At 33.5% G+C, this 22,745-nt stretch carries 22 protein-coding genes and 1 other RNA gene; 18 read left to right on the top strand and 5 right to left on the bottom strand.

All coding sequences use genetic code 11. From position 1 onward, the window contains the following. The first annotated feature begins 21 nt into the window (after positions 1–21). Both lon and cmk read left to right on the top strand, forming a co-directional pair. Complete coding sequence (gene lon / locus H5V42_RS14280; protein ID WP_185783856.1) at positions 22–2,472, top strand: endopeptidase La; 2,451 nt, start codon at positions 22–24, stop codon at positions 2,470–2,472. Between the two features lie 26 nt (positions 2,473–2,498). Beyond that, positions 2,499–3,188 carry a (d)CMP kinase gene (cmk, locus tag H5V42_RS14275; protein WP_185783855.1) on the top strand — a complete coding sequence of 230 codons (690 nt, stop codon included), beginning with the start codon at positions 2,499–2,501 and terminating at the stop codon, positions 3,186–3,188. Between the two features lie 49 nt (positions 3,189–3,237). Here cmk and H5V42_RS14270 read toward each other — a convergent pair whose 3' ends face one another. Beyond that, a complete protein-coding gene (locus tag H5V42_RS14270; RefSeq protein ID WP_185783854.1) occupies positions 3,238–3,618 on the bottom strand; it encodes a LysM peptidoglycan-binding domain-containing protein in 381 nt (126 codons plus the stop codon). A gap of 259 nt (positions 3,619–3,877) precedes the next feature. Here H5V42_RS14270 and rpsA point away from each other — a divergent pair, with 259 nt between their 5' ends. From rpsA to ppk1, 8 genes are all read left to right on the top strand, one after another. Then, positions 3,878–5,731 (top strand): 30S ribosomal protein S1, encoded by a 1,854-nt coding sequence (rpsA, locus tag H5V42_RS14265; RefSeq protein ID WP_185783896.1) that lies wholly within the window; start codon positions 3,878–3,880, stop codon positions 5,729–5,731. Between the two features lie 115 nt (positions 5,732–5,846). Further along, entirely contained in the window at positions 5,847–6,386 is a 540-nt protein-coding gene (gene pyrR, locus H5V42_RS14260) for a bifunctional pyr operon transcriptional regulator/uracil phosphoribosyltransferase PyrR (RefSeq protein ID WP_185783853.1), read from the top strand. Position 6,387: 1 nt separating this feature from the next. Continuing rightward, a complete protein-coding gene (locus tag H5V42_RS14255; protein ID WP_185783852.1) occupies positions 6,388–7,311 on the top strand; it encodes an aspartate carbamoyltransferase catalytic subunit in 924 nt (307 codons plus the stop codon). Positions 7,312–7,315: 4 nt separating this feature from the next. Further along, positions 7,316–7,648, top strand: coding sequence for a ribonuclease Z (locus tag H5V42_RS14250; protein ID WP_185783851.1), 333 nt, complete (start codon positions 7,316–7,318; stop codon positions 7,646–7,648). After that, positions 7,645–8,550 carry a ribonuclease Z gene (locus H5V42_RS14245; protein ID WP_185783850.1) on the top strand — a complete coding sequence of 302 codons (906 nt, stop codon included), beginning with the start codon at positions 7,645–7,647 and terminating at the stop codon, positions 8,548–8,550. Before H5V42_RS14250 ends, H5V42_RS14245 begins: the two co-directional genes overlap by 4 nt. A 50-nt stretch (positions 8,551–8,600) precedes the next feature. Then, positions 8,601–9,248 carry a pyridoxamine 5'-phosphate oxidase gene (gene pdxH / locus H5V42_RS14240; RefSeq protein ID WP_185783849.1) on the top strand — a complete coding sequence of 216 codons (648 nt, stop codon included), beginning with the start codon at positions 8,601–8,603 and terminating at the stop codon, positions 9,246–9,248. A gap of 10 nt (positions 9,249–9,258) precedes the next feature. Next, a complete protein-coding gene (locus H5V42_RS14235) occupies positions 9,259–9,744 on the top strand; it encodes a SixA phosphatase family protein (protein ID WP_185783848.1) in 486 nt (161 codons plus the stop codon). 2 nt (positions 9,745–9,746) lie between these two features. Next, positions 9,747–11,825 carry a polyphosphate kinase 1 gene (ppk1, locus tag H5V42_RS14230; protein WP_185783847.1) on the top strand — a complete coding sequence of 693 codons (2,079 nt, stop codon included), beginning with the start codon at positions 9,747–9,749 and terminating at the stop codon, positions 11,823–11,825. On the opposite strand, the gene miaE is transcribed toward ppk1, so the two are convergent. Then, positions 11,822–12,403, bottom strand: a complete 582-nt coding sequence (gene miaE, locus H5V42_RS14225) for a tRNA-(ms[2]io[6]A)-hydroxylase (RefSeq protein ID WP_185783846.1) — start codon at positions 12,401–12,403, stop codon at positions 11,822–11,824. The genes ppk1 and miaE overlap by 4 nt on opposite strands. 103 nt (positions 12,404–12,506) lie before the next feature. Between miaE and H5V42_RS14220 the strand changes: the two genes are divergently transcribed. The 7 genes from H5V42_RS14220 to H5V42_RS14190 are packed head-to-tail and all read left to right on the top strand — an operon-like array spanning position 12,507 to position 19,231. Then, the gene (locus tag H5V42_RS14220) at positions 12,507–13,361 is read left to right on the top strand and encodes an EboA domain-containing protein (protein ID WP_185783845.1); all 855 of its coding nucleotides are present in this window, start codon (positions 12,507–12,509) and stop codon (positions 13,359–13,361) included. Continuing rightward, positions 13,361–14,269 (top strand): TatD family hydrolase, encoded by a 909-nt coding sequence (locus H5V42_RS14215; protein WP_185783844.1) that lies wholly within the window; start codon positions 13,361–13,363, stop codon positions 14,267–14,269. Before H5V42_RS14220 ends, H5V42_RS14215 begins: the two co-directional genes overlap by 1 nt. Beyond that, entirely contained in the window at positions 14,269–15,150 is an 882-nt protein-coding gene (gene eboC / locus H5V42_RS14210) for a UbiA-like protein EboC (protein ID WP_185783843.1), read from the top strand. Before H5V42_RS14215 ends, eboC begins: the two co-directional genes overlap by 1 nt. Before the next feature lie 8 nt (positions 15,151–15,158). Then, positions 15,159–16,319: a 3-dehydroquinate synthase gene (locus tag H5V42_RS14205; RefSeq protein ID WP_185783842.1), complete on the top strand. Its 1,161-nt coding sequence runs from the start codon at positions 15,159–15,161 to the stop codon at positions 16,317–16,319. A 5-nt stretch (positions 16,320–16,324) separates the two neighbouring features. Beyond that, positions 16,325–17,506 (top strand): metabolite traffic protein EboE, encoded by a 1,182-nt coding sequence (gene eboE / locus H5V42_RS14200; RefSeq protein ID WP_185783841.1) that lies wholly within the window; start codon positions 16,325–16,327, stop codon positions 17,504–17,506. Next, on the top strand, positions 17,506–18,882 hold the full coding sequence (locus tag H5V42_RS14195; RefSeq protein ID WP_185783840.1) for an alkaline phosphatase family protein: 1,377 nt from the start codon (positions 17,506–17,508) through the stop codon (positions 18,880–18,882). Before eboE ends, H5V42_RS14195 begins: the two co-directional genes overlap by 1 nt. Before the next feature lie 7 nt (positions 18,883–18,889). Next, on the top strand, positions 18,890–19,231 hold the full coding sequence (locus H5V42_RS14190) for a transmembrane 220 family protein (RefSeq protein ID WP_185783839.1): 342 nt from the start codon (positions 18,890–18,892) through the stop codon (positions 19,229–19,231). Position 19,232: 1 nt separating this feature from the next. Here H5V42_RS14190 and H5V42_RS14185 read toward each other — a convergent pair whose 3' ends face one another. Further along, positions 19,233–20,969 carry a DNA polymerase III subunit gamma/tau gene (locus H5V42_RS14185; RefSeq protein WP_185783838.1) on the bottom strand — a complete coding sequence of 579 codons (1,737 nt, stop codon included), beginning with the start codon at positions 20,967–20,969 and terminating at the stop codon, positions 19,233–19,235. Between the two features lie 106 nt (positions 20,970–21,075). Here H5V42_RS14185 and rnpB point away from each other — a divergent pair. Further along, an RNA gene (gene rnpB, locus H5V42_RS14180) (RNase P RNA component class A) lies at positions 21,076–21,390 on the top strand. Positions 21,391–21,404: 14 nt separating this feature from the next. On the opposite strand, the gene rsmD is transcribed toward rnpB, so the two are convergent. Beyond that, positions 21,405–21,941: a 16S rRNA (guanine(966)-N(2))-methyltransferase RsmD gene (rsmD, locus tag H5V42_RS14175; protein ID WP_185783837.1), complete on the bottom strand. Its 537-nt coding sequence runs from the start codon at positions 21,939–21,941 to the stop codon at positions 21,405–21,407. Continuing rightward, positions 21,941–22,732 carry a DUF3822 family protein gene (locus H5V42_RS14170; RefSeq protein WP_185783836.1) on the bottom strand — a complete coding sequence of 264 codons (792 nt, stop codon included), beginning with the start codon at positions 22,730–22,732 and terminating at the stop codon, positions 21,941–21,943. The genes rsmD and H5V42_RS14170 overlap by 1 nt, the downstream gene beginning before the upstream one ends. Positions 22,733–22,745 lie beyond the last annotated feature (13 nt).

Here is a 22,745-nt window from a genome sequence, read left to right as displayed (position 1 = left end):
AAATTGACCGAATGTGAAGATATGAAAGATATAAAGTTTACTGATTTTGACAGTTTGTCTCTACAAGGTATAGATGAAGACGCAGAATTAATACCCCTATTAACACCGGAAGATGAAGAGGAAATGAATAATGAAGTGTTGCCAGAAACCCTTCCTATTTTACCTCTTAGAAATACAGTTTTGTTTCCTGGTGTGGTAATACCCATTACCGCAGGCAGAGATAAATCTATTAATTTAATTAAGGAAGCTAATAAAGGAGGTAAAGTAATTGGTGTGGTTTCTCAAAAAGATGAAACCGTTGAAAATCCGGGGGTTAGTGATATTAATACCTTAGGAACCGTTGCTAGAATTTTACGAGTTCTTAAAATGCCAGATGGTAATACTACGGTGATTATACAAGGTAAAAAACGCTTCGAAATTGCTGAGGTAATTACTGAAGAACCTTATATGACGGCAACTATAAGAGAAGCAAATGAAAAAAGACCTGACCCAGAAAGCAAAGAGTTCTTAGCTATAATTGAGTCTATTAAAGAATTGGCTTTTAGAATAATTAGAGATAATCCGAGTATACCAAGTGAAGCTTCTTTTGCCATTAAGAACATTCAAAGCAATAGCTTTTTAATCAACTTTGTCTCCTCTAATTTGAATTTAGAGGTTAAAGAAAAACAAAAGTTACTTGAGATTGCTGACTTACAAGAGCGTGCACTTACAACCTTAAAATACATGAATGTTGAACTTCAAAAATTGGAGTTGAAGAATGATATTCAATCAAAGGTTCGTAGTGATATGGACCAGCAACAACGTGAGTATTTTTTACATCAACAAATGAAAACTATTCAAGAAGAACTGGGTGGTATTTCTTATGAAGAAGAAGTTGATGAAATGGCAGAAAAGGCCAAAAAGAAAAAGTGGAGCAAAAAGGTAAATGAGCATTTTGATAAGGAGTTGGCAAAAATGCAACGCATGAATCCTCAAGTAGCTGAGTATTCTATTCAACGCAATTACCTAGACTTGTTTCTTGATTTACCTTGGAACGAATTTTCTAAAGATAAATTCGATTTAAAAAGGGCTCAAAAGATATTAGACAGAGACCACTATGGTCTAGAAGATGTTAAGCGAAGAATTATTGAATACCTAGCGGTTCTTAAACTAAGAAATGATATGAAATCTCCTATTCTTTGTCTTTATGGTCCTCCAGGAGTTGGTAAAACATCATTAGGTAAATCTGTAGCAGAGGCCTTGGGTAGAGAATATGTACGTATGTCTTTAGGTGGCCTTAGAGACGAGGCAGAAATTAGAGGCCATAGAAAAACATATATAGGGGCTATGCCTGGTAGGGTAATTCAGAGTATTAAAAAAGCTGGTACATCTAACCCTGTTTTTATCTTAGACGAAATTGATAAGTTGGCAAGCAGCCATCAAGGAGACCCTTCTTCTGCCATGTTAGAAGTATTAGACCCAGAACAAAACAGTGAGTTTTATGATAACTTCTTAGAAATGGGGTATGACCTTTCTAAAGTAATGTTTATTGCTACAGCAAATAATCTAAATACCATTCAACCAGCATTGAGAGACCGAATGGAGATTATTAACGTTACGGGGTACACTATTGAAGAAAAGGTTGAAATTGCTAAAAAACATTTGCTTCCAAAGCAACTAAAAGAACATGGTTTAACAGCTAACGATTTAAAGATAGGTAAACCACAATTAGAAAAAATTGTTGAAGGTTATACAAGAGAGTCAGGAGTTCGTTCTTTAGAAAAACAACTTGCTAAAATGGTGCGTTACGCAGCCAAAAATATAGCAATAGAAGAACCTTACGATATTAAGGTTTCTAATGAAATTATTGAAAAAGTATTAGGACCAGCTAGGCTAGAAAGAGATAAGTATGAGAATAATGATGTTGCTGGTGTAGTTACTGGTTTAGCATGGACAAGTGTAGGTGGTGATATTTTATTTATAGAATCTATACTTTCTAAAGGTAAAGGTGCATTAAATATCACAGGTAATTTGGGTAAGGTGATGAAAGAATCTGCTACCATTGCCATGGAATATATAAAATCTAATGCGGAGTCTTTTGGAATTTCACCTGAAGTTTTTGATAAGTACAATGTACATATTCATGTTCCTGAAGGTGCTACACCCAAAGATGGGCCAAGTGCAGGAATAACTATGTTAACCTCTCTGGTTTCTTTATTTACACAACGTAAGGTAAAAAAGAGTTTAGCCATGACTGGTGAAATTACCTTACGTGGTAAGGTGCTTCCCGTTGGTGGTATTAAAGAAAAAATTCTTGCTGCTAAAAGAGCTCGTATTAAAGAGATTATACTTTGTGAAGAAAACAGAAGAGACATTCAAGAAATAAAGCAAGAATATTTAAAAGGGCTTACTTTTCATTATGTTACAGATATGAGTGAAGTAATTGCCATAGCCATTACAAAGCAAAAAGTTAAAAACGCTAAAACGCTTTAGAGAACTTTTTGGATACTTTTGGGACAATGAAAAAAATTACTATTGCTCTAGACGGTTTTTCTTCAACAGGTAAAAGTACTGTTGCTAAGAAGTTAGCCAAACATTTAGGATACGTTTATGTGGATACAGGTGCCATGTATAGAGCAGTAACCCTATACGCCTTAGAAAAGGGTTATGTAGGAAACTCTGAAAGTAATTTCGATGCTCTAGTTGACGATTTGCCCAAATTAAAATTAGCCTTTAAAGTAAATGAGATATCTAATAACTCTGAGATTCATTTAAATGGAGAAAATGTTGAAGGTCAAATAAGAAACTTAACAGTTTCTGGTCAGGTAAGTAAGGTTGCAGCAATACCAGAAGTTCGTAAAAAGCTTGTTGAGCAACAACAACAAATGGGATTAGAGAAAGGTATTGTAATGGATGGTAGAGATATAGGTACTGTTGTTTTTCCCAATGCTGAACTTAAAATTTTTATGACAGCTTCTGCAGAACAACGTGCTCAACGTAGGTACAAAGAGTTGTTAGATAGGGGAGAAGAAATATCTTATGAAGCAGTATTAAAAAATGTAAAAGAAAGAGATTACATAGATTCTAACAGAGCAGCTTCACCATTGCGAAAAGCAGATGATGCTATTGCGTTTGATAATAGTGATTTAAGTTTTAACGAGCAATTTGAGTTGATTTTAGCAAAAGTTAAAGAGAAACTTCAAGCATAAAAAAAGCGCTCAATTGAGCGCTTTTTTATTAACCTTTACTATCAGTCAATTATAAGTTAGGAATAACCAATTCTTGGTCTGGATGAATAACATCTGGATTACTTAAAATACTAGTGTTAGCCTCGAATATTTTAGTGTACTTCATAGGGTCTCCATAGTAATGCTTAGCAATTAAGCTTAAAGATTCTCCGCTTTTAACAGTATGTCTGTGGTATACAGAATCATCAGTAACACTAATGTTTGCTTTGATGTCAGATGGGCTGTCACCTCCTATTTCTTTGATTTTATCCCAAAGTACGTTTTTTTCATACTGGGTGTTGGCCTCACCTTTAATTTTTAAAACGCCAGCTTCTTCTGAAACATCGCCGTTTTTAATATTTAATTTCTCTCCTAGGTCAAGTACTGGTTGATATTTTGCTTTTACGCTCATTGTTATTTAAGATTAATTGTTATTACACTTCTATGACACAAGATAGATATTAAAGTCACATTTTAGATTAATTATTCATTAATTATTGACACTTACTGTTTTAAATTCTTTAGGAGTTTGTTTATCAGACAATTAATTGTACTTTTGCACTCCTTTTTTGGCGTATACAAGAGCGAAAAAGGAAATTCAAAAAAGATAATCACTTCTGTACCAGCGTCTAACTCTTGTGAAAGTGCAGAATACAAATTTAAATCAGCAAATGGCTGAAGAAAAAAAAGCTGCAGATGTAGTTGAAGAAACTACACAAGCTACTACAGAAACCGTAGAAACGGTTAAAGAAGAGACTCCAAAACAAGACCCAAAAGAATTTTTAGAAAATTTTGATTGGGAAAAGTATGAAGAGGGTATTGAAAAAGTTGACGATACTAAATTAAACGAGTTTGAGAAACTTGTTGCAGAAAACTTTGTTGATACAGCTGATGAAGAGGTAGTTACTGGTAAAGTTGTACATATGACTGACCGTGAAGCTATCATCGATATTAATGCAAAATCTGAAGGGGTTATCTCTTTAAACGAATTTCGTTACAACCCAGATTTAAAAGTTGGTGATGAAGTAGAGGTGTTAATCGATATTCGTGAAGACAAAACCGGACAATTAGTTCTTTCTCACAGAAAGGCACGTACTATCATGGCATGGGATCGTGTAAACGAAGCTCATGATAAGGAAGAAATCGTAACAGGTTTTGTTAAATGCAGAACTAAAGGTGGTATGATTGTAGACGTATTTGGTATTGAAGCATTCTTGCCTGGTTCTCAAATAGATGTTAAGCCAATTAGAGATTACGATCAATATGTAGGTAAAACAATGGAATTTAAAGTGGTTAAAATTAATCACGAATTTAAAAACGTTGTTGTATCTCATAAAGCACTTATTGAGGCTGATATTGAAGAACAGAAAAAAGAAATTATTGGTCAATTAGAAAAAGGTCAAGTATTAGAAGGTGTTGTTAAGAACGTAACTTCTTACGGTGTATTTATTGACCTTGGTGGTGTTGATGGATTAATTCATATCACTGACCTTTCTTGGAGTAGAATTAATCACCCTAATGAAGTTGTTGAATTAGACCAAAAATTAAATGTGGTAATTCTTGATTTTGACGATAACAAATCAAGAATCCAATTAGGTCTTAAACAATTAGAAAAGCACCCATGGGATGCTTTAGGTGATGAGATAAGTGTTGGTGATAAAGTAAAAGGTAAAGTAGTTGTAATCGCAGATTACGGTGCATTTATTGAAGTTGCAGAAGGAGTTGAAGGTTTAATTCACGTTTCTGAAATGTCTTGGTCAACACACTTACGTTCCGCACAAGATTTCGTAAAAGTAGGTGATGAAGTTGAAGCTCAAGTTTTAACTTTAGATAGAGACGAACGCAAAATGTCTTTAGGAATGAAGCAATTGCGTCCTGATCCATGGACAGATATTACTACTAAATATCCTGTAGGTTCTCGCCACAAGGGTATTGTTAGAAACTTTACCAACTTTGGTGTGTTTGTTGAGTTAGAAGAAGGTATTGATGGATTGATTTACATTTCTGACCTTTCTTGGACTAAGAAAATAAAACACCCATCAGAGTTCGTAAATGTTGGTGATACTTTAGAAGTTGAAGTATTAGAACTAGATGTTGAAGGTAGAAAATTAAGTCTTGGTCACAAGCAAACTACTGAAAACCCATGGGATAAGTACGAAGCTGAGTTTGCCGAAGGTACTATCCATAAAGCTGCAGTTACAGACATCGTTGATAAAGGTGCTACTGTAGTATTTAATGATGATGTTACCGGTTTTGTTCCTTCTCGTCATATGGAGAAAGAAGATGGTAATAAAATTAAGAAGGGTGAAGAGGTTGAATTTAGAATCATTGAATTTAACAAAGACTTCAAGAGAGTTGTAGCAAGCCACACTGCTATCTTTAGAGAGCAAGAGGTTAAAAATGTTAAAGCAGCTCAGAAGAGACAAGCTACACAAGCGGAAGAAAATGCACCAACTTTAGGTGATGCTAATTCACAGCTACAAGCGCTAAAAGAGAAAATGGAAGCTGACGCTAAAAAGAAATAATAATTTCTTTTTTAATACATCAAAAGCCTCTTGTGAAAACAAGAGGCTTTTTCTTTGTGGTTAGTTTATAACTAAATCCTTATTTTTGTGACTCTAACGATTTTTGGATACCTGAATGAGCCAAAAAATACTTCTATCGGCAAAAGAAATCCACATTATTTTACATCGTTTAGCTTGTCAATTGCTAGAAAACCACTTAGATTTTTCAAATTCTGTTCTTATTGGTATTCAACCTAGAGGCATATTTCTTGCTGAACGTTTGTCTAAAATTCTGAAGGATGATTATAAAATTAAAAACATTAATCTTGGTTCTTTAGACATTACGTTCTATAGAGACGATTTTAGGCGAAGTGAAAAAATACTAAGTGCCAATAAAACTAAAATTGATTTTTTGGTCGAAGATAAAAATGTTGTTTTCGTAGATGATGTATTATACACAGGTCGCAGTATTAGAGCGGCTTTAACTGCAGTACAATCATTCGGAAGACCTCAAAATATTGAGTTGCTAACACTAATTGATAGAAGGTTCAGTAGACACTTACCTATTCAACCTAATTATCGAGGTAGACAGGTAGATGCCATCAATGACGAAAAAGTTAAAGTGATGTGGGCAGAAAATGATGGTGAAGACGCAGTGTATTTAATAAATAGGTAAAATGGCAGAATTAAGTACAAAACACCTTTTAGGAATTAAATACATTACCAAGCAGGATATTGACCTAATTTTTAAAACTGCTGATAACTTTAAAGAAGTTATTAATAGACCTATAAAAAAGGTTCCCACCCTTAGAGACATTACTATAGCTAATATCTTTTTTGAAAATAGTACTAGAACTAAGCTTTCTTTTGAACTAGCAGAAAAAAGACTTTCTGCTGATGTAGTTAACTTTTCTGCCGGACAATCTTCAGTTAAAAAAGGGGAAACATTGATAGATACCGTGAACAACATTTTATCTATGAAAGTTGATATGGTGGTAATGAGACACCCCAATCCCGGTGCAGGTATCTTTTTATCTAAACATGTAAACGCGGCAATCATCAATGCTGGTGATGGTGCACATGAGCATCCCACGCAGGCTCTTTTAGATTCCTATTCTATAAGAGAAAAACTAGGCGAAGTAAAAGGAAAAAATGTAGTAATTGTTGGAGATATTTTACATTCAAGAGTTGCTCTGTCCAATATTTTTGCATTAAAGCTACAAGGAGCAAATGTCAAAGTATGCGGCCCTCAGACACTAATTCCAAAACATATAGCGTCTTTAGGAGTTGAGGTAGAACTAGATTTAAGAAAAGCGTTAGAATGGTGTGATGTGGCAAATATGTTGAGAGTTCAAAATGAACGTATGGATGTTAGTTATTTTCCAACAACTAGAGAGTACGCACAACAATACGGGTTAACAAAAAATATTCTAGATAGTCTAGATAAAGAAATAGTTGTGATGCATCCCGGTCCCATAAATAGAGGTGTAGAGATAACTAGTGATGTGGCAGATTCAAAACAATCTATTATTTTAGGCCAGGTAGAAAACGGGGTTGCCATTAGAATGGCGGTTATTTACCTACTAGCTTCCAAACTGTAAGCATATGATTTTTGATAAAGACGGTAATACCACCATAATTTTTCAAGAGAAGGCCTCAATAACTGCCTTCATTAAAAGGGTACATGACTCTTATGAGAACATTAAAGACGATAATATAATTCTTAACTTATTTTCGTTCACCGAGTTAACAAAAAACGATGTTTTAGAGTTTTTAGAACTTTCTAATAAACATAGAGCTTCAAACAAATCTTTTGTAATTGTAACAGATAAAGTTTCTTATGATGAGGTTCCAGAAGAAATAAATTTGGTGCCAACATTACAAGAGGCAAAAGATATTGTTGAGATGGAAGAAATAGAAAGAGACTTGGGCATATGAAACTAACCATATTAGGTTGTTATTCTGCTACACCAAGGACATTTACAAATCCTACATCTCAAGTATTAGAAATAAAAAATCATGTTTTCTTAATTGATTGTGGTGAAGGAACCCAAGTTCAATTACGAAAAAATAAAATTAAGTTTTCTAGAATAAATCACGTTTTTATATCTCACTTACACGGTGACCATTTTTTTGGTTTACCAGGTTTAGTTTCTACATTTAGACTCTTAGGAAGAGATAAAGAATTACATATCTATGGGCCTAAAGGCATAAAAGAAGCTGTGACCTTGCTTCTTAAATTAGGAGACTCATGGACAAATTATCCACTTTTTTTTCATGAATTGGTTTCTAAAGAATCAGAATTGGTTTTTGAAGATGAAAAGGTTGAAGTTTATACAATACCTCTTAATCACAGAGTCTACACTAATGGTTTTCTTTTTAAAGAAAAATTGGCGCCTAGAAATTTAAACATAGAAGCGGTAGCTAAATTTAAAATAGACAAAAGTCAATTTAATAACATTAAAGCGGGTAAAGATGTAAAGCTAGAAAACGGGACTAGTGTAAAAAATGCACTCCTTACGTTCGACCCGCCAAAGCCAAAAAGCTATGCGTTTTGTAGTGATACTATGTATGAAGAAAGTATAATTCCGTTAATAAAAGATGTTGACTTGCTTTATCATGAATCTACCTTTTTAGAAACTGAAAAACACCTCACTAAAAAAACCAAACATTCTACAGCTTTAGAAGCAGCTACTATTGCAAAAAAAGCCAATGTATCTCAATTAATACTCGGGCATTACTCTACACGTTATAAAAGCATAGAATTATTTAAACAAGAAGCATTACATGCTTTTTCTAATGTTGAACTTTCTGATGATGGAAAAGTTTTTGAAGTGTAAATAAACCGTTTCAGTTTTAGAATCTGCATTCTTTTAGTGATCTTTGAAGTATGCAGAAAGATTTAGGAAATTACAGAAAATCATACGAAAAAAGTGAGCTAAATAAAGCTACTATTTCTGATAATCCTTTAGAAGTATTTCAAAAATGGTTTCATGAGGTTGAGGCTTCTGATGGTGTTGATGAACCTAACGCAATGACAGTTTCTACTATTGGGTTAGACGGTTTTCCAAAGAGCAGAGTGGTCTTGTTAAAAAAGCTTACCTATGAGGGTTTTATTTTTTACACAAACTACGAAAGTGAAAAGGGTAGAGCAATACAAGAAAATCCAAATGTTTGTATTTCTTTTTTTTGGCCAAATCTAGAAAGACAAGTAATAATAAAAGGAGAGGCAGAAAAAATCGCCGAAAATCTTTCTGATGGATATTTTGAATCTAGACCTAGGGGTAGTCAATTAGGTGCACTAGTTTCGGAGCAAAGTCAACCCGTTGCTTCAAGAGAAGTTTTAGAAACAAGACTTAAGATTCTAGAAAATAAGTTTGATGGAAAAGAAATTGAACGTCCTAAATTTTGGGGTGGTTTTCTTGTAAAGCCAGTTTCGATTGAGTTCTGGCAGGGTAGACCTAACAGATTGCATGATAGAATCTTATTCACCCTTACTCCAGAGTTAGATTGGGCCAAACAACGTTTACAACCTTAAAATTTATTAAGTGAAAACATTAATTTTTATAAGACACGGTAAATCTTCTTGGGATTATGATGTTGATGATAAAGATAGACCGTTAAAAGAAAGAGGTATCACAGATGCACATTTAATAGGTAGTGAGCTTTCTACTTTTAATTTAACTATAGATTACGCATACTCTAGCCCTGCCAATAGAGCCTTGCACACAGCTATGATTGTAATGAGAAATCTTGAATTTAATTTTGAACATTTTAAAGTATCAAATCAGTTATATGACTTCTCTGGTCAAAGTGTACTTAATTTTTGTAAAAATCTGCATGAAGATTTAAATACTGTTTTATTATTTGGTCACAATTATGCATTTACTTCACTTGTAAATAATCTAGGGGATAAGTATATTGAGAACTTGCCAACAGCTGGTATGGCACAACTTAATTTTGAAGTAAATTCTTGGTCAGAAATAACGTCGGGAAAAACACAAAAATTACGCATTCCTAAAACATTACGATAATTATGTCTAAACCTCAAAACGAGTACATTAATAGAGAAATAAGTTGGTTACATTTTAACGATCGCGTGCTTCAAGAGAGTGCTGACCCTAATGTGCCATTGATAGAAAGAATTCGTTTTATAGGTATATTCAGTAATAATCTTGATGAATTTTTTAAGGTTAGATATGCTACCGTTAAAAGAATTGTAGATGCTGGTAAAAGCGGTAAAAGTGTTTTAGGGGGTGAAACAGCTAAAGAATTATTAGAAGAAATTACTAAAAATGCTATTCAATTACAGGCAAAGAGTGGTCGAATTTTAGAAGGAATTTTTAAAGAACTCGCTACAGAGCAAATTTATATTCTTGATGAAACTCAATTAAATAGAGATCAAGAAGAATTTGTAATCGACTATTTTAATAGAAAAGTTAACCCTGAACTTATTGTTGTTATTCTTAATAATATAGCAGAGTTTCCTACCCTTAAAGATACTGCTGCATATTTAGCGGTAAGAATGATTTTAAAGGATCCTAAAGATATACCCATAGAACAATTAGGTATACAATATGCACTAATTGAAATACCTAGGCATCTACCAAGATTTTTGGTGCTACCAGAAAAAGATGGTGAAAACTTCATTATCATGGTTGATGATGTAATTAGATTTTGTCTGGAGAGAATTTTTACCATGTTCGATTGTGCTGAAATTTCTGCGCACATGATTAAAATAACGCGTGATGCGGAGTTAGATATAGATAATGACTTAAGCAAAAGTTTTATTGAGAAAATATCTAGCAGTGTAGAGCATAGAAAAATAAGTGACCCTGTTCGTTTTGTCTACGATAAACGTATTAAAATTGATACGCTTCGTTTTCTAAAAAATAAAATGAATATAGAAGAGACAGATAGCGTAATTCCTGGAGGCAGATATCATAACAGAAGAGATTATATGGGCTTTCCAAGTTTAGGAAGAGCAGATTTACAATATAAAAAAATACAACCACTACCGGTAAAAGGTGTGCGTTTAGAAGGAAGTCTTTTAGAGCAAATAGCAGCTAAAGATTTTATGATTTATACGCCATATCAGACCTATTCTTACGTAATTCGATTTTTAAGAGAAGCAGCTTTAGACCCAAAAGTAAAAGCCATTAAACTTACTATTTATAGGTTAGCTAACAATTCTCAAGTGGCGGCAGCACTTATTAATGCTGCAAGAAATGGTAAAGAAGTAACTGTTCAAATAGAGTTGCAAGCAAGGTTTGATGAGCAGGCAAATATTGTTTACGCTAACCAATTTCAAGAAGAAGGAATCAAACTAATATTTGGTATTCCAGGTCTTAAAGTTCATACCAAAATTTGTTTTATTGATAGAGAAGAAGGTAGGGCGTTAAAAAGATATGGTTTTATAAGTACAGGTAATTTCAATGAATCTACGGCAAAGATCTACACAGATTATACGTTGTTTACTGCACATGAGGGTATTTTAAAAGAAGTAAATAAAGTTTTCACCTTTTTTGAAGTGCCTTACAAGATTAATAAATACAAGCATTTAATTGTATCTCCTCATTATACACAAAATGTATTTACTAAACTTATAGATAACGAAATTGCAAATGCTTTAGTTGGTAAAGAAGCCTTTATAAGAATTAAAATGAACAGTTTTACCTCTTATAAAATGGTAGATAAACTTTATGAAGCCAGTAGAGCAGGTGTAAAAGTTCAATTAATAATACGCGGTATTTGCTGTCTAATACCTGGTGTAAAAGGAATGAGCGAAAATATTGAAGCAATTAGCATTGTAGACAAATTCTTAGAACATCCACGAGTTTTTATTTTTGCAAATGAAGGAGATACTAAGGTTTATATTTCTTCTGCAGATTGGATGACCCGTAATATTGACTACAGAGTTGAAGTAGGTTGTCCAATTTATGATGAAGATGTAAAACAAGAGCTGCTAGATACCTTTGAATTATCTTGGAAAGATAATGAAAAGGCAAGGGTCTTTTCTGCCAAGCATGATAATGCTTATAGAAACAATAATAACCCTAAATTACGTTCGCAATTTGCTATTTACGATTACTATAAAAAGAAATTAGAAAGCTAGCCATGCATAGTTTCTTTTTTACCTAGTTTTTTCATGATTTCAGCCTCGTAATTTAATAAATCTTGCCATTTTTTATCCACTTCTTCTCTGTTGCCATACTTTCTAGCAAATTGGAGAAACATGGTATAATGGTTGGCTTCACTAACCATAAGTTTTCTATAAAACTCACATAAATCTGGGTCAGACATTTCTTCTGATAACAATCTAAAACGTTCACAACTCCTTGCTTCAATCAATGCGGCATATAATAATTTATGAACCAAATGTGTAGTTCGGCTACCTCCCTTTGGAAAAAACTTCATCAATTCTAGAACGTATTCATCTTTTCGTTCTCTACCTAAGGTCCAACCTCTTTCTAAGATTTTTTCATGAACCATGTTAAAATGTCCCATTTCTTCTCTAGAAAGTGCTACCATTTCTTTCACCAATTCTGATTTCTCAGGAAATCCAATAATTAAAGAAATTGCGGTGCTTGCTGCTTTTTGTTCACAGTAAGCATGGTCTGTTAATATTTCTTCTACATTTTTCTCTACAATATTTACCCATCTTGGGTCTGTTGGTAACTTTAATCCTAACATAAAAATTATATTAACCTTTAATTGGCATAAAGATAGGGAGCTAAGGTTAAAAAATAAATTGAGGTACCTATCTTTGTTAGACATTCTAAAGAAAAATTTATAGATGTTTTCAAATCTATTTAGTGCAATAGAAACCTTACTGAGTAAAAACTTAATTGCTGAAGAATACAGATGGTTACAACAAGCAATTTCAGCTATTACTGAAGAAAAAACAGCACGAAAATTATATTTAAATTATAGTTTAAGCGGTGCTAAAATTCAAAAAGGTAAATTGGTAGATTTCACTGGAGCTAATGAGCAATTGCAAGACTACCTTAGTAAACAGCAGGCAAATACGGTAGAGTTAGCTCGAATTTATATGTTGTTGGCCGCTTTAGAAAGTGATGGTTCTTTTAAAGATGCGGTTAAGAATTTAATTCAGATTGCTGACAAATCTGAACTCGAAACTTTTCTTAAGTATTTAACGTTTTTACCTAACCCAAAGTATTATCAATTTGCTGCGGTTGAAGCGTTACGAACTAACATTAGTACGGTTTTTGAGGCTATAACTAAATACAATCCATATCCTGCTGCATTTTTCACAGACCAACAATGGAATCAAATGTACTTAAAGGCTGCTTTTATGCAGCTAGATTTAAGTACAATAGAAAAAATAGATGAACGTGCCAATGCCGATTTAGCACGGATAATTTCAGATTATGCCCATGAAAGATGGGCTGCTTCTAGAGAAATAGACCCGTATTTTTGGAGACCTATTTCAAATTTTATTGATGATAATTTAGCCGTAGATATTAAACGATTGTTCGAGAGTACTAATCGCTACGAAAATTATGCCGCGGCATTGGTTTGTTACTATTCAAAATTGCCAATTGCCAAAGAATTACTTACTAATTATCCAACTCTTAAAGTTCAAATTGAAGAAGGTACCTTAACTTGGAAAACCCTAAAAACCAGATAATGGAAGAAAATTTAAAATTTATAGACCCACACGTTCATATGTCAGCACGTACTACTGATGATTATGAAGCAATGGCTGCCGCAGGTGTGGTGGCTGTAATTGAGCCTTCTTTTTGGTTGGGTCAACCAAGAACTCAAGTTGGCTCTTTTCAAGATTATTTTAGTAGCCTTGTGGGATGGGAGCCTTTTAGAGCAAGTCAATTCGGCATTAAGCATTACTGTACAATTGGTCTTAACTCCAAAGAAGCCAATAATGAAGCTTTGGCAGAACAGGTAATGGATTTATTGCCTTTATACTTGCATAAAGAAAATGTCGTAGCCATTGGTGAAATTGGTTACGATGACCAAACTAAAGAAGAAGACAAGTTTTTTCGTCAACAATTAGAACTGGCCAAAGAATTTAATATGATGGTTCAGGTTCATACCCCACACAGAGATAAAAAAGCTGGTACTATAAAAAGTATGGAGGTTTGTTTGGAGCACGGGTTAGACCCAGGTATGGTTGTTATTGATCACAACAATGAGGAAACGGTTCAAGATGTTTTGGATAGAGGATTTATAGCAGCATTTACTATTTACCCTAAAACTAAAATGGGTAACCAAAGAATGGTTGAAGTAGTTCGCAAATTTGGTAGTACTAATATTATAGTGGATAGCTCGGCTGATTGGGGAGTTAGTGACCCACTAGCGGTGCCAAAAACAGCAGGTTTAATGTTAAGAAATGGCATTTCTAAAGAAGATGTACACAAAACCTGTTATCAGAATGCCTATGACTTTTTTGGACGTTCGGGTAAAATGAAAGATGAACATTGGTTAAATCCGGAAGCTATTGACCAAAGAAAGTTATTTAATGATAATAGTGTTTTAAGAGGTCAACAACCAAAAGTTGAAAACGATAAAATTGTTTAATGAATCCTGTTGTAAAAGGATATTTAAGACTTTGTCGCCCTCCTAATTTACCTACTGCAGCAGCTGATGTTTTAGCAGGTTTAGCTATTGCGGGTTATTACACAAGAAATATGCCTATTTATGGCAATGATTTCTTATTAATTTTTGCATCTGTTTTTCTTTATGCGGGCGGAGTGGTATTAAATGATGTTTTTGATGCTAAGTTAGATGCTGTAGAAAGACCAGAAAGACCTATTCCGAGTGGATTAATACCCTTACAAAACGCAAGAATATTTGGTTTTGCTTTGCTAGCCTTAGGTATACTTTTGGCTACATTAGTGAGTATGTTAAGTATGGTGGTTGCGTTATGTTTAGCATGTAGTATACTGGCTTATGATGCATATTCTAAGAATTTTTCTTTTTTGGGTCCCTTTAATATGGGCTTATGCAGGGCTTTAAATTTACTACTGGGTATAACGGTATTTCAAAGCTTTACAGGTGTAGCTTATACAGTAATTCCTTTACTATTTATTTTTGCGGTTACCTTGGTAAGTAGGGGTGAAGTTCATGGCAATAACAAGAAAAATATTGTAACAGCGGCTATTTTATATAGTTTGGTAATTGTTATAATAATTGTTTTGCATAAGGCCTATGGTGTAGGTTCTTTTGTTTATTTAATAATGTTGTTAGGCTTTGCTTTCATGGTTTTTAAACCGCTTAGAAAGGCGTATCTTAATAATGTTCCAAAAAACATAATGAAAGCGGTAAAGGCCGGGGTGCTATCTATAGTTTTAATAGATGCCGCAATAGCTGTAGCCCATTCTAATTGGCAGATAGGTATGCTAATTGTGCTATTTTTACCGTTATCAATACTATTGGCACGTTTATTTGCTGTTACCTAATTCATAACATGAAGAATTTACCTCCTATAAAACAAGATTTTGAAGTAAAGTTTACCTACAATCTACATTTTACTTCGAACATGTTTTCTTCAACCAATTTATTGTTGAAATCAATATTTGAAACTTATAAAAATACCGCTGTAAAATGTTTAGTGGTTATAGATGATGGGGTAGCGAATTCGCATCCAAATTTAGAGAATACCATTAATGCCTACTGTAATCATCACTCAAAACAAATAGCGTTACAAAAAATAGTTGTATTGCCAGGAGGTGAAAAAGCTAAAGTTGATAAAGATTCTGTAAATAAGGTTTTAGAGGCAATAGATAACTATAACATTTGTAGGCACTCTTTTGTAATTGTTATTGGTGGTGGTGCTCTAATAGATATGGTTGGTTTTGCAGCCGCCACTGCGCATAGAGGAGTAAAATTAATACGAATTCCAACCACGGTACTCTCTCAAAATGATGCCGCAGTTGGAGTTAAAAATGGAGTGAATTATTTTGGAAAAAAGAATTTCTTAGGAAGTTTTGCAACTCCTTATGCCATCATTAATGACTTTGATTTTCTGCAAACTTTAGAACAAAGAGATTGGATTGCAGGTATTGCCGAGGCCATTAAGGTTGCCCTAATAAAAGATGCTGATTTTTTTGACTTCTTAGAAGCCAATGCACTTCAAATGGCTGACAGGCAAATGGAACCCATGGCTCAACAAATTTATCGTTGTGCAGAATTGCATATGAATCATATTGCTAAAGGTGGTGATCCTTTCGAAAGTGGTTCTTCAAGACCTTTAGATTTTGGTCATTGGGCAGCTCATAAGCTAGAACAAATGACCAATTATAAGTTACGACATGGAGAAGCAGTAGCAATGGGTATAGCCTTAGATGTTACCTATGCTTTCTTATTGGGATTAATTTCAGAATCTATCTTAAATAGAATTTTAAATGTTCTTAGTCAAATAGGTTTTAATTTACAATTACCAATTACATCAAATACTGAAATTGAAGAACTAATTACAGGCATAGAAGAATTTAGAGAACACCTAGGTGGTCAATTAACCATAACACTTATTAATGCTATTGGTAGTAAATATGATGTAAACGAAATTGATATTTCTTTAATGAAAAAAGCTATTAAAATAAGACAACAAGCATTAGTTATTTCATAGACAACATGCAATTAAAAAATACTTTTCATTTATCATATTGTTCTAATATTCACCCAGGTGAGAATTGGGAGGTTACTTTTAATAGCTTAAAAGAAAATCTTTTAAAAATAAAATCAGAGCTTGTAGGTAATGAGAAGTTTGGTATTGGTTTGCGTTTATCAAATAAAGCTAGCGAAGAATTAAACGTTGGTAACAATCTAGAACAGTTTAAAAGATGGTTAGACCAAAATAATTGCTACGTTTTTACCATGAACGGTTTTCCTTACGGTAATTTTCATGGAGAACGAGTAAAAGACAATGTGCATGCTCCAGATTGGACCACAGAAGAGCGATTAGTATATACAGAAAGATTATTTAAACAATTAGCATTTTTAATGCCAGAAGGTATAGATGCTGGTATTTCAACATCACCAATATCCTATAAATATTGGCATGAATCTTTAACTGATGTTTTTGTGAAAGGTGCCCAAAACATGGTTACCATAGCACTATTGCTCTATAAAATTGAAGAAGAAACGGGTAAATATTTACATCTAGATATTGAACCAGAACCAGATGGGTTGTTAGAAAACACTGCAGAAGTTATTCTATTATTTCAAGATTACTTAGTTACTATTGGTAAAAAAGCGTTTGCTGAAATTGGTGTTGAAACCAGTAAAGCTGAAGCTTTATTAAAGCGATACATTACCGTTTGTTATGACGTTTGTCATTTTTCCTTAGCGTTTGAAGAGCCTACATTTACATTTCAAGAGTTTGAAAAACATAGTATTAAGGTGGGTAAAATTCAAATAAGTGCAGCCCTGAAAATAAAATCTAAGGGTGATAATGATGCTGTATGGAATGCGTTGGCAAAATTCAATGAACCTACGTATTTACATCAGGTAACCGAACTAAAAAATGGTAAAGTTAATACCTATGCAGATTTACCTGTTATTTTAGAAAGTAAAAAGCCTTTTGAAGAAATGAGAGCTCATTTTCATGTTCCAATTTTCTTAGAAAGTTTTGGCCTTTTGAATTCAACTCAAGACCATATCATCAAGACTTTTGAATACATAAAAGCAAATAGTAATCTAACCAATCATTTAGAAGTTGAAACCTATACTTGGGATGTGTTACCAGAAGATTTAAAAGCGCCACTTGTTAATTCTGTAGTTAGAGAATTAAATTGGGTGAAAGACAATTTATAATGAAAAAAACGGCTGTAATTAATGTTGTTGGTTTAACCAAAAGACTTATAGGTGAACATACGCCGTTTATAGCTTCGTTTTTAGAAAATGGTTCATTTAGTTATGTGAATCCAGTAATACCCGCAGTTACCTGCACAGCTCAGAGTACATATTTAACTGGTAAATTACCTTCAGAACATGGTATTGTTGGTAATGGATGGTATTTTAAGGATGAATGCGAAGTTAAGTTCTGGAGACAATCTAATAAATTGGTCGAAGCTCCAAAACTATGGGAAAAATTAAAAGCTCAAAACCCTGAGTTTACTTGTGCTAATATGTTTTGGTGGTATAATATGTACTCTAAAGTTGATTATAGTGTAACTCCAAGGCCCAACTATTTAGCAGATGGTAGAAAAATACCAGATTGTTATTCGCATCCAGCTTCATTACGAGATGAATTGCAAAATGAACTTGGAACTTTTCCTTTGTTTCAGTTTTGGGGTCCTAAGACCTCTATTAAATCCAGTAGATGGATTGCCGATGCGGCTATAAAAACAGATAAAAAATATAAGCCTACCTTAAATTTAATTTACTTACCACATCTCGATTATAATATACAACGGCACGGATTAAATTTGGATATTATTAAAACGGATTTAAAAGAGATTGATGACGAGGTAAAAAAGCTAGTAACCTATTTTAAATCGCAGAATGCTGAAATAGTATTGTTATCAGAGTATGGTATTACGAATGTTAGTAGACCAATTCACTTAAATAGAATTTTCAGAGAAAATAATCTTTTAGCTATTAGAATTGAGCGCGGACTAGAACTTTTAGATGCAGGTGCTAGCAAAGTATTCGCAGTAGCAGACCATCAAATTGCACATATTTATCTTAACGATTCTACCTTAAAAAATAAAGTTATTAGTCTATTAGAGCAAACTAAAGGTGTTGAAAAAATTTTGAGTGGAGAGGAATTAACCGGGTACGGATTGCAACACGATAGAAGCGGTGATATTATAGTTTTAGCAGACAAAGATTCTTGGTTTACTTATTATTTTTGGTTAGATGATGCTAAAGCCCCTGACTATGCTAGAATGGTAGATATTCACAAGAAACCAGGCTATGACCCAGTAGAAATGCTGACAGACCCAAATGATAGGTTGGTAACGCTTAAAGTAATTTGGAAGTTATTAAAAAAGAAACTAGGGTTCAGAACTGTTTTAAATATAATACCGTTAAAAGCTGAATTGGTGAAAGGCGCTCATGGCAGAAGACCAGAAGATATTGAAGATTGGCCAGTTGTAATTTCATCAAATAAAAACGCATTACAGCTCAATGAAATAAATGCCACTGACGTTTATACGGTATTAGAAAAGCACGTAACCAATAACTAAATATATCATGTTAACTAAAGTTTTAGGAGGAATTTTTACGCTCTTGTTCATTTATGCCGCCGTGGTACAATTTAATGATCCTGATTCATGGTTGTGGATAGGGCTTTATATCTTGGCCGCGATTGCGTCTGTGTTATTTATGTTGAAAAAACTATCTAAAGTTTTTTCATTGATTTTAGCTCTATTATTTGCAGTATTGGCCATTATGCACTGGCCACCAGAGTTTGAAGGTGTTGCTTTACAAGATGGTATGAAAACTTTGAATATTGAATTGGCTAGAGAATCTTTAGGTATGGGAATTGCCTGCGTAGTTATGGTAATTTATTCGCTTTTAGTGAAAAGAAATTAAATTAGAAATCTAAATCAAACTCTTTTCGTAGTAAATCTAAGGCAGGGTTTTTTTCTCTTAATTTTTCATATTTCTCCTCTGGAGTAAAGGCAAATTTTTTGGCCGTTGCCTCATTAACAGAAATTTTAAGTTCAATGGTGTAGTTCTGTAAATTTGACCTTAAGAATTCTAGTAACGGTCCTTGTTCCCGTTCTATTTCTTTCTTCATGGTATCATTAGGCAATTCTATCCAGATAACCGTTTCTTGTTTTAACCTAGGTACATCAGCATGAAGATTACTTGCCATAATCTTTTTGCCCTGCTGGTCTAATTTATCAACATATACATTCCAATATTTTTGCATTTCTGCCTCAGTAAACTTCTCTTTTGGCAAATCGTCTTTTGAAACTATTGGAGAAACTCTTGCCTGATGTTCTTTTTTGGTTTTTAAACTAGAAATAGATAGCCCAGAAACTCTTTTGGCTCGGTTTTCAATAACAGGTTTCTCTAGAACCGTTTTACTAGGTTTAGGTTCTGTTACCTTCTCAGATGCCGCATTACCCGTATTAGTAGAGTTAACTACTGTTGCTTCTTGTTGTGGCGTAGCAACCTCTGTGACTGAATAGTTTTTAGGAGCTGCAACGTAATCCTGTATTCTAAAATGTGAAGCTGGAATTATTTTATCAAGCTTTTTTTTTTCTGTTTCAAAAGTTAATGATGCCAACTTCATCAAAGTAAGTTCAACTAATAAACGCTGATTCTTACTAATTTTATAGTTTAAATCACAATCATTGGCTAAGTCTAGCGCTTTAATCAAAAACTCGTTAGAGGTTTTTTGAGCCTGCGAGCTGTATTTTGCTTTTGCATCTTCACTTACTTCCATAAGGGCTATGGTTTGTGGATGTTGGGCAACCAATAAATCTCTAAAATGCGATGCAAGTCCGACTATAAAATGATGACCATCAAAGCCAAGAGTCAGTGCTTTATTAAATAACACTAACAATTCTGGAATCTTATTTTCTAGAATTAGGTCGGTAGTTTCAAAATAGGTCTCATAATCCAAGACATTTAAGTTCTCAGCTACCGCTTTACGAGTAAGCTCTTTACCAGAAAAACTAACAACTCTATCAAATATAGACAGGGCATCTCTCATGGCACCATCAGCTTTTTGTGCAATTATGTGCAACGCATCGTCATCAGCTTGTATACCCTGTTCTTCAGCAATAAATTTTAAATATTCAACAGCATCTTTTACCGTAATTCTTTTAAAATCAAAAATTTGACATCTAGATAGAATAGTTGGTATAATCTTATGCTTTTCTGTAGTAGCTAAAATAAAAATAGCGTGTTTAGGGGGTTCTTCTAATGTTTTTAGAAACGCATTAAATGCAGATTGCGAGAGCATATGAACCTCATCAATAATATATACTTTATACTTACCTACCTGTGGTGGTATACGCACCTGCTCTATTAAATTTCTAATATCATCTACAGAGTTATTTGAAGCTGCATCTAATTCAAAAATGTTGAAGGCAAAATCTTCATCTTCTCGCTCTGTACCGTCCTGATTTATTTTCTTAGCAAGAATACGCGCACAAGTTGTTTTACCAACACCACGTGGTCCACAAAAAAGTAATGCTTGTGCTAAATGATTGTTAGCAATAGCATTTTCAAGAGTGTTTGTTATAGCCTGTTGGCCAACAACATCTTTAAATGTTTGTGGTCTATATTTTCTAGCAGAAACAATAAATGGTTCCAAGACGATGTTTTTTTGAGCCAATAACAAATATAAAAATAGCTATGCCTACACCCTAAATTGCAGGCTACTTACATAAAATAGTTATTAACAATTAACGTAAATTTGCATCGCAGGTCTCCTTATCGCTCCAAATTTTATTTGGGGAGGAAAGTCTGGACACCATAGTGCGGCGTAGCGGGTAACACCCGTCATCTCGTTTACTCGGGAGCGGACAAGTGCAACAGAAAGCAAGTACAGTTAGGCTGTAGTGAAATCAGGTAAACTCTATGCGGTGAAACGCCACGTAAACCAGTGTTTGAGGGCTGCACGCTCGAGCTGGAGGGTAGGCGGATTGAGATTTTAAGTAATTAAAGTCCTAGATAAATGATAAGGTGCCGTGTTAAAACGGTAAACAGAATCCGGCTTATGGCCTGCTTTTTTTGGTTTGAAATATTTCTAATTCTGAAAAAAACTAAAAACGCTACTACCGTATTTACGTTGTTCTTTAAAATTGGGTAAATCAGACAAGTTGGTTTGAGGAGAATGTTCTATAATTAACAACCCATCTTCTTGTAAAAGTGTATTGGTAAATACTAATGCCGGTATTTGCTGAAATTTTTCTAAATCTAAATTATAGGGTGGGTCAGCAAAAATTACATCAAATTTTTCTACGGTTCGTTTTAAATATTGAAAAACGTCTGATTTAATAATATCAATATTAAAATCTAACTCTTCATTAATTTTTGAAATATATTTTATACAACCCGCATGGGAATCAACTGCGGTAATTGAGTTTGCCCCTCTAGAAGCAAATTCAAAACTAATATTGCCGGTTCCAGCAAATAGGTCTAATACTTTAATATCTTCAATATAGAATTGATTATTCAATATATTAAACAGACTTTCTTTAGCCATGTCTGTAGTTGGTCTAACAGGTAATTTTTTAGGGGCAATTAGCCTTTTACCGCGATATCTACCAGAAATAATCCGCATTAAAATGTATTAAGAAGCGCAAATTCAAATGAGCCATCTACAGGTAATTCAAAATGGTGGCTTTTATGTAGCGTATTTATAATTTCTATATGTTCAAAATAGTCTTTTGCATAAAGATAGTTGGGGTTGTTCTCACTAATATCCCCTAAAATTTTAATAGTAACATTTTCTTGAGAAATACCTAGTTGTTCAAAGGTGAAAAGAAGGTAATATAGAAAATCTTCTTTGGTGGTAAAATCAAATTTATTATACAGCTCAAATTTCTTTTGAGATGTTACCATGAGTTCCATTTCTTTACTAGAAACGTTTACTATACAATTGTTTTCTAGGTTAATAGCGTTGGGTAGAAAGCGTTTTAAAAAAACAGTGGTATTGTGTGTAGCTTCAAATTCTCCGAATAGCTGCTCAATGTATTTGTTTATATTTTGAAATGGAACATAAACATTAATGATATCATGATTGTTTATTTCATCATAAACTACATCATCAGTAGCCGAAATTTTTGAATTAAATTTTAAATAATTAGCTAACTCTTCTTTGCTAAATAATGCTTTTGGAACAAGACTGAACTGCTTATTCTGGTGTACTAAGCATACTTTAGAGAAGTTTTGTCCAATAATTCTATGTTCTTCAAAGAGACTTTTTAATTCTTTGAGAATTAAATAAGGGGTTTGTTCTGATTTATATGAAATACGTTTATGGTCAACAATTCTATTATTGACTGTGTCTAAAACGCAAAAAGAAAGTCCATTCAAGTTAACTTGAATGGACAATTTTTTATAGGATTCCATTTGAATCCGAGAT

Source organism: Croceivirga lutea (genome assembly GCF_014235875.1).
Lineage (GTDB): Bacteria > Bacteroidota > Bacteroidia > Flavobacteriales > Flavobacteriaceae > Croceivirga > Croceivirga lutea.
This window is presented reverse-complemented; position numbering and strand designations above follow the sequence as displayed.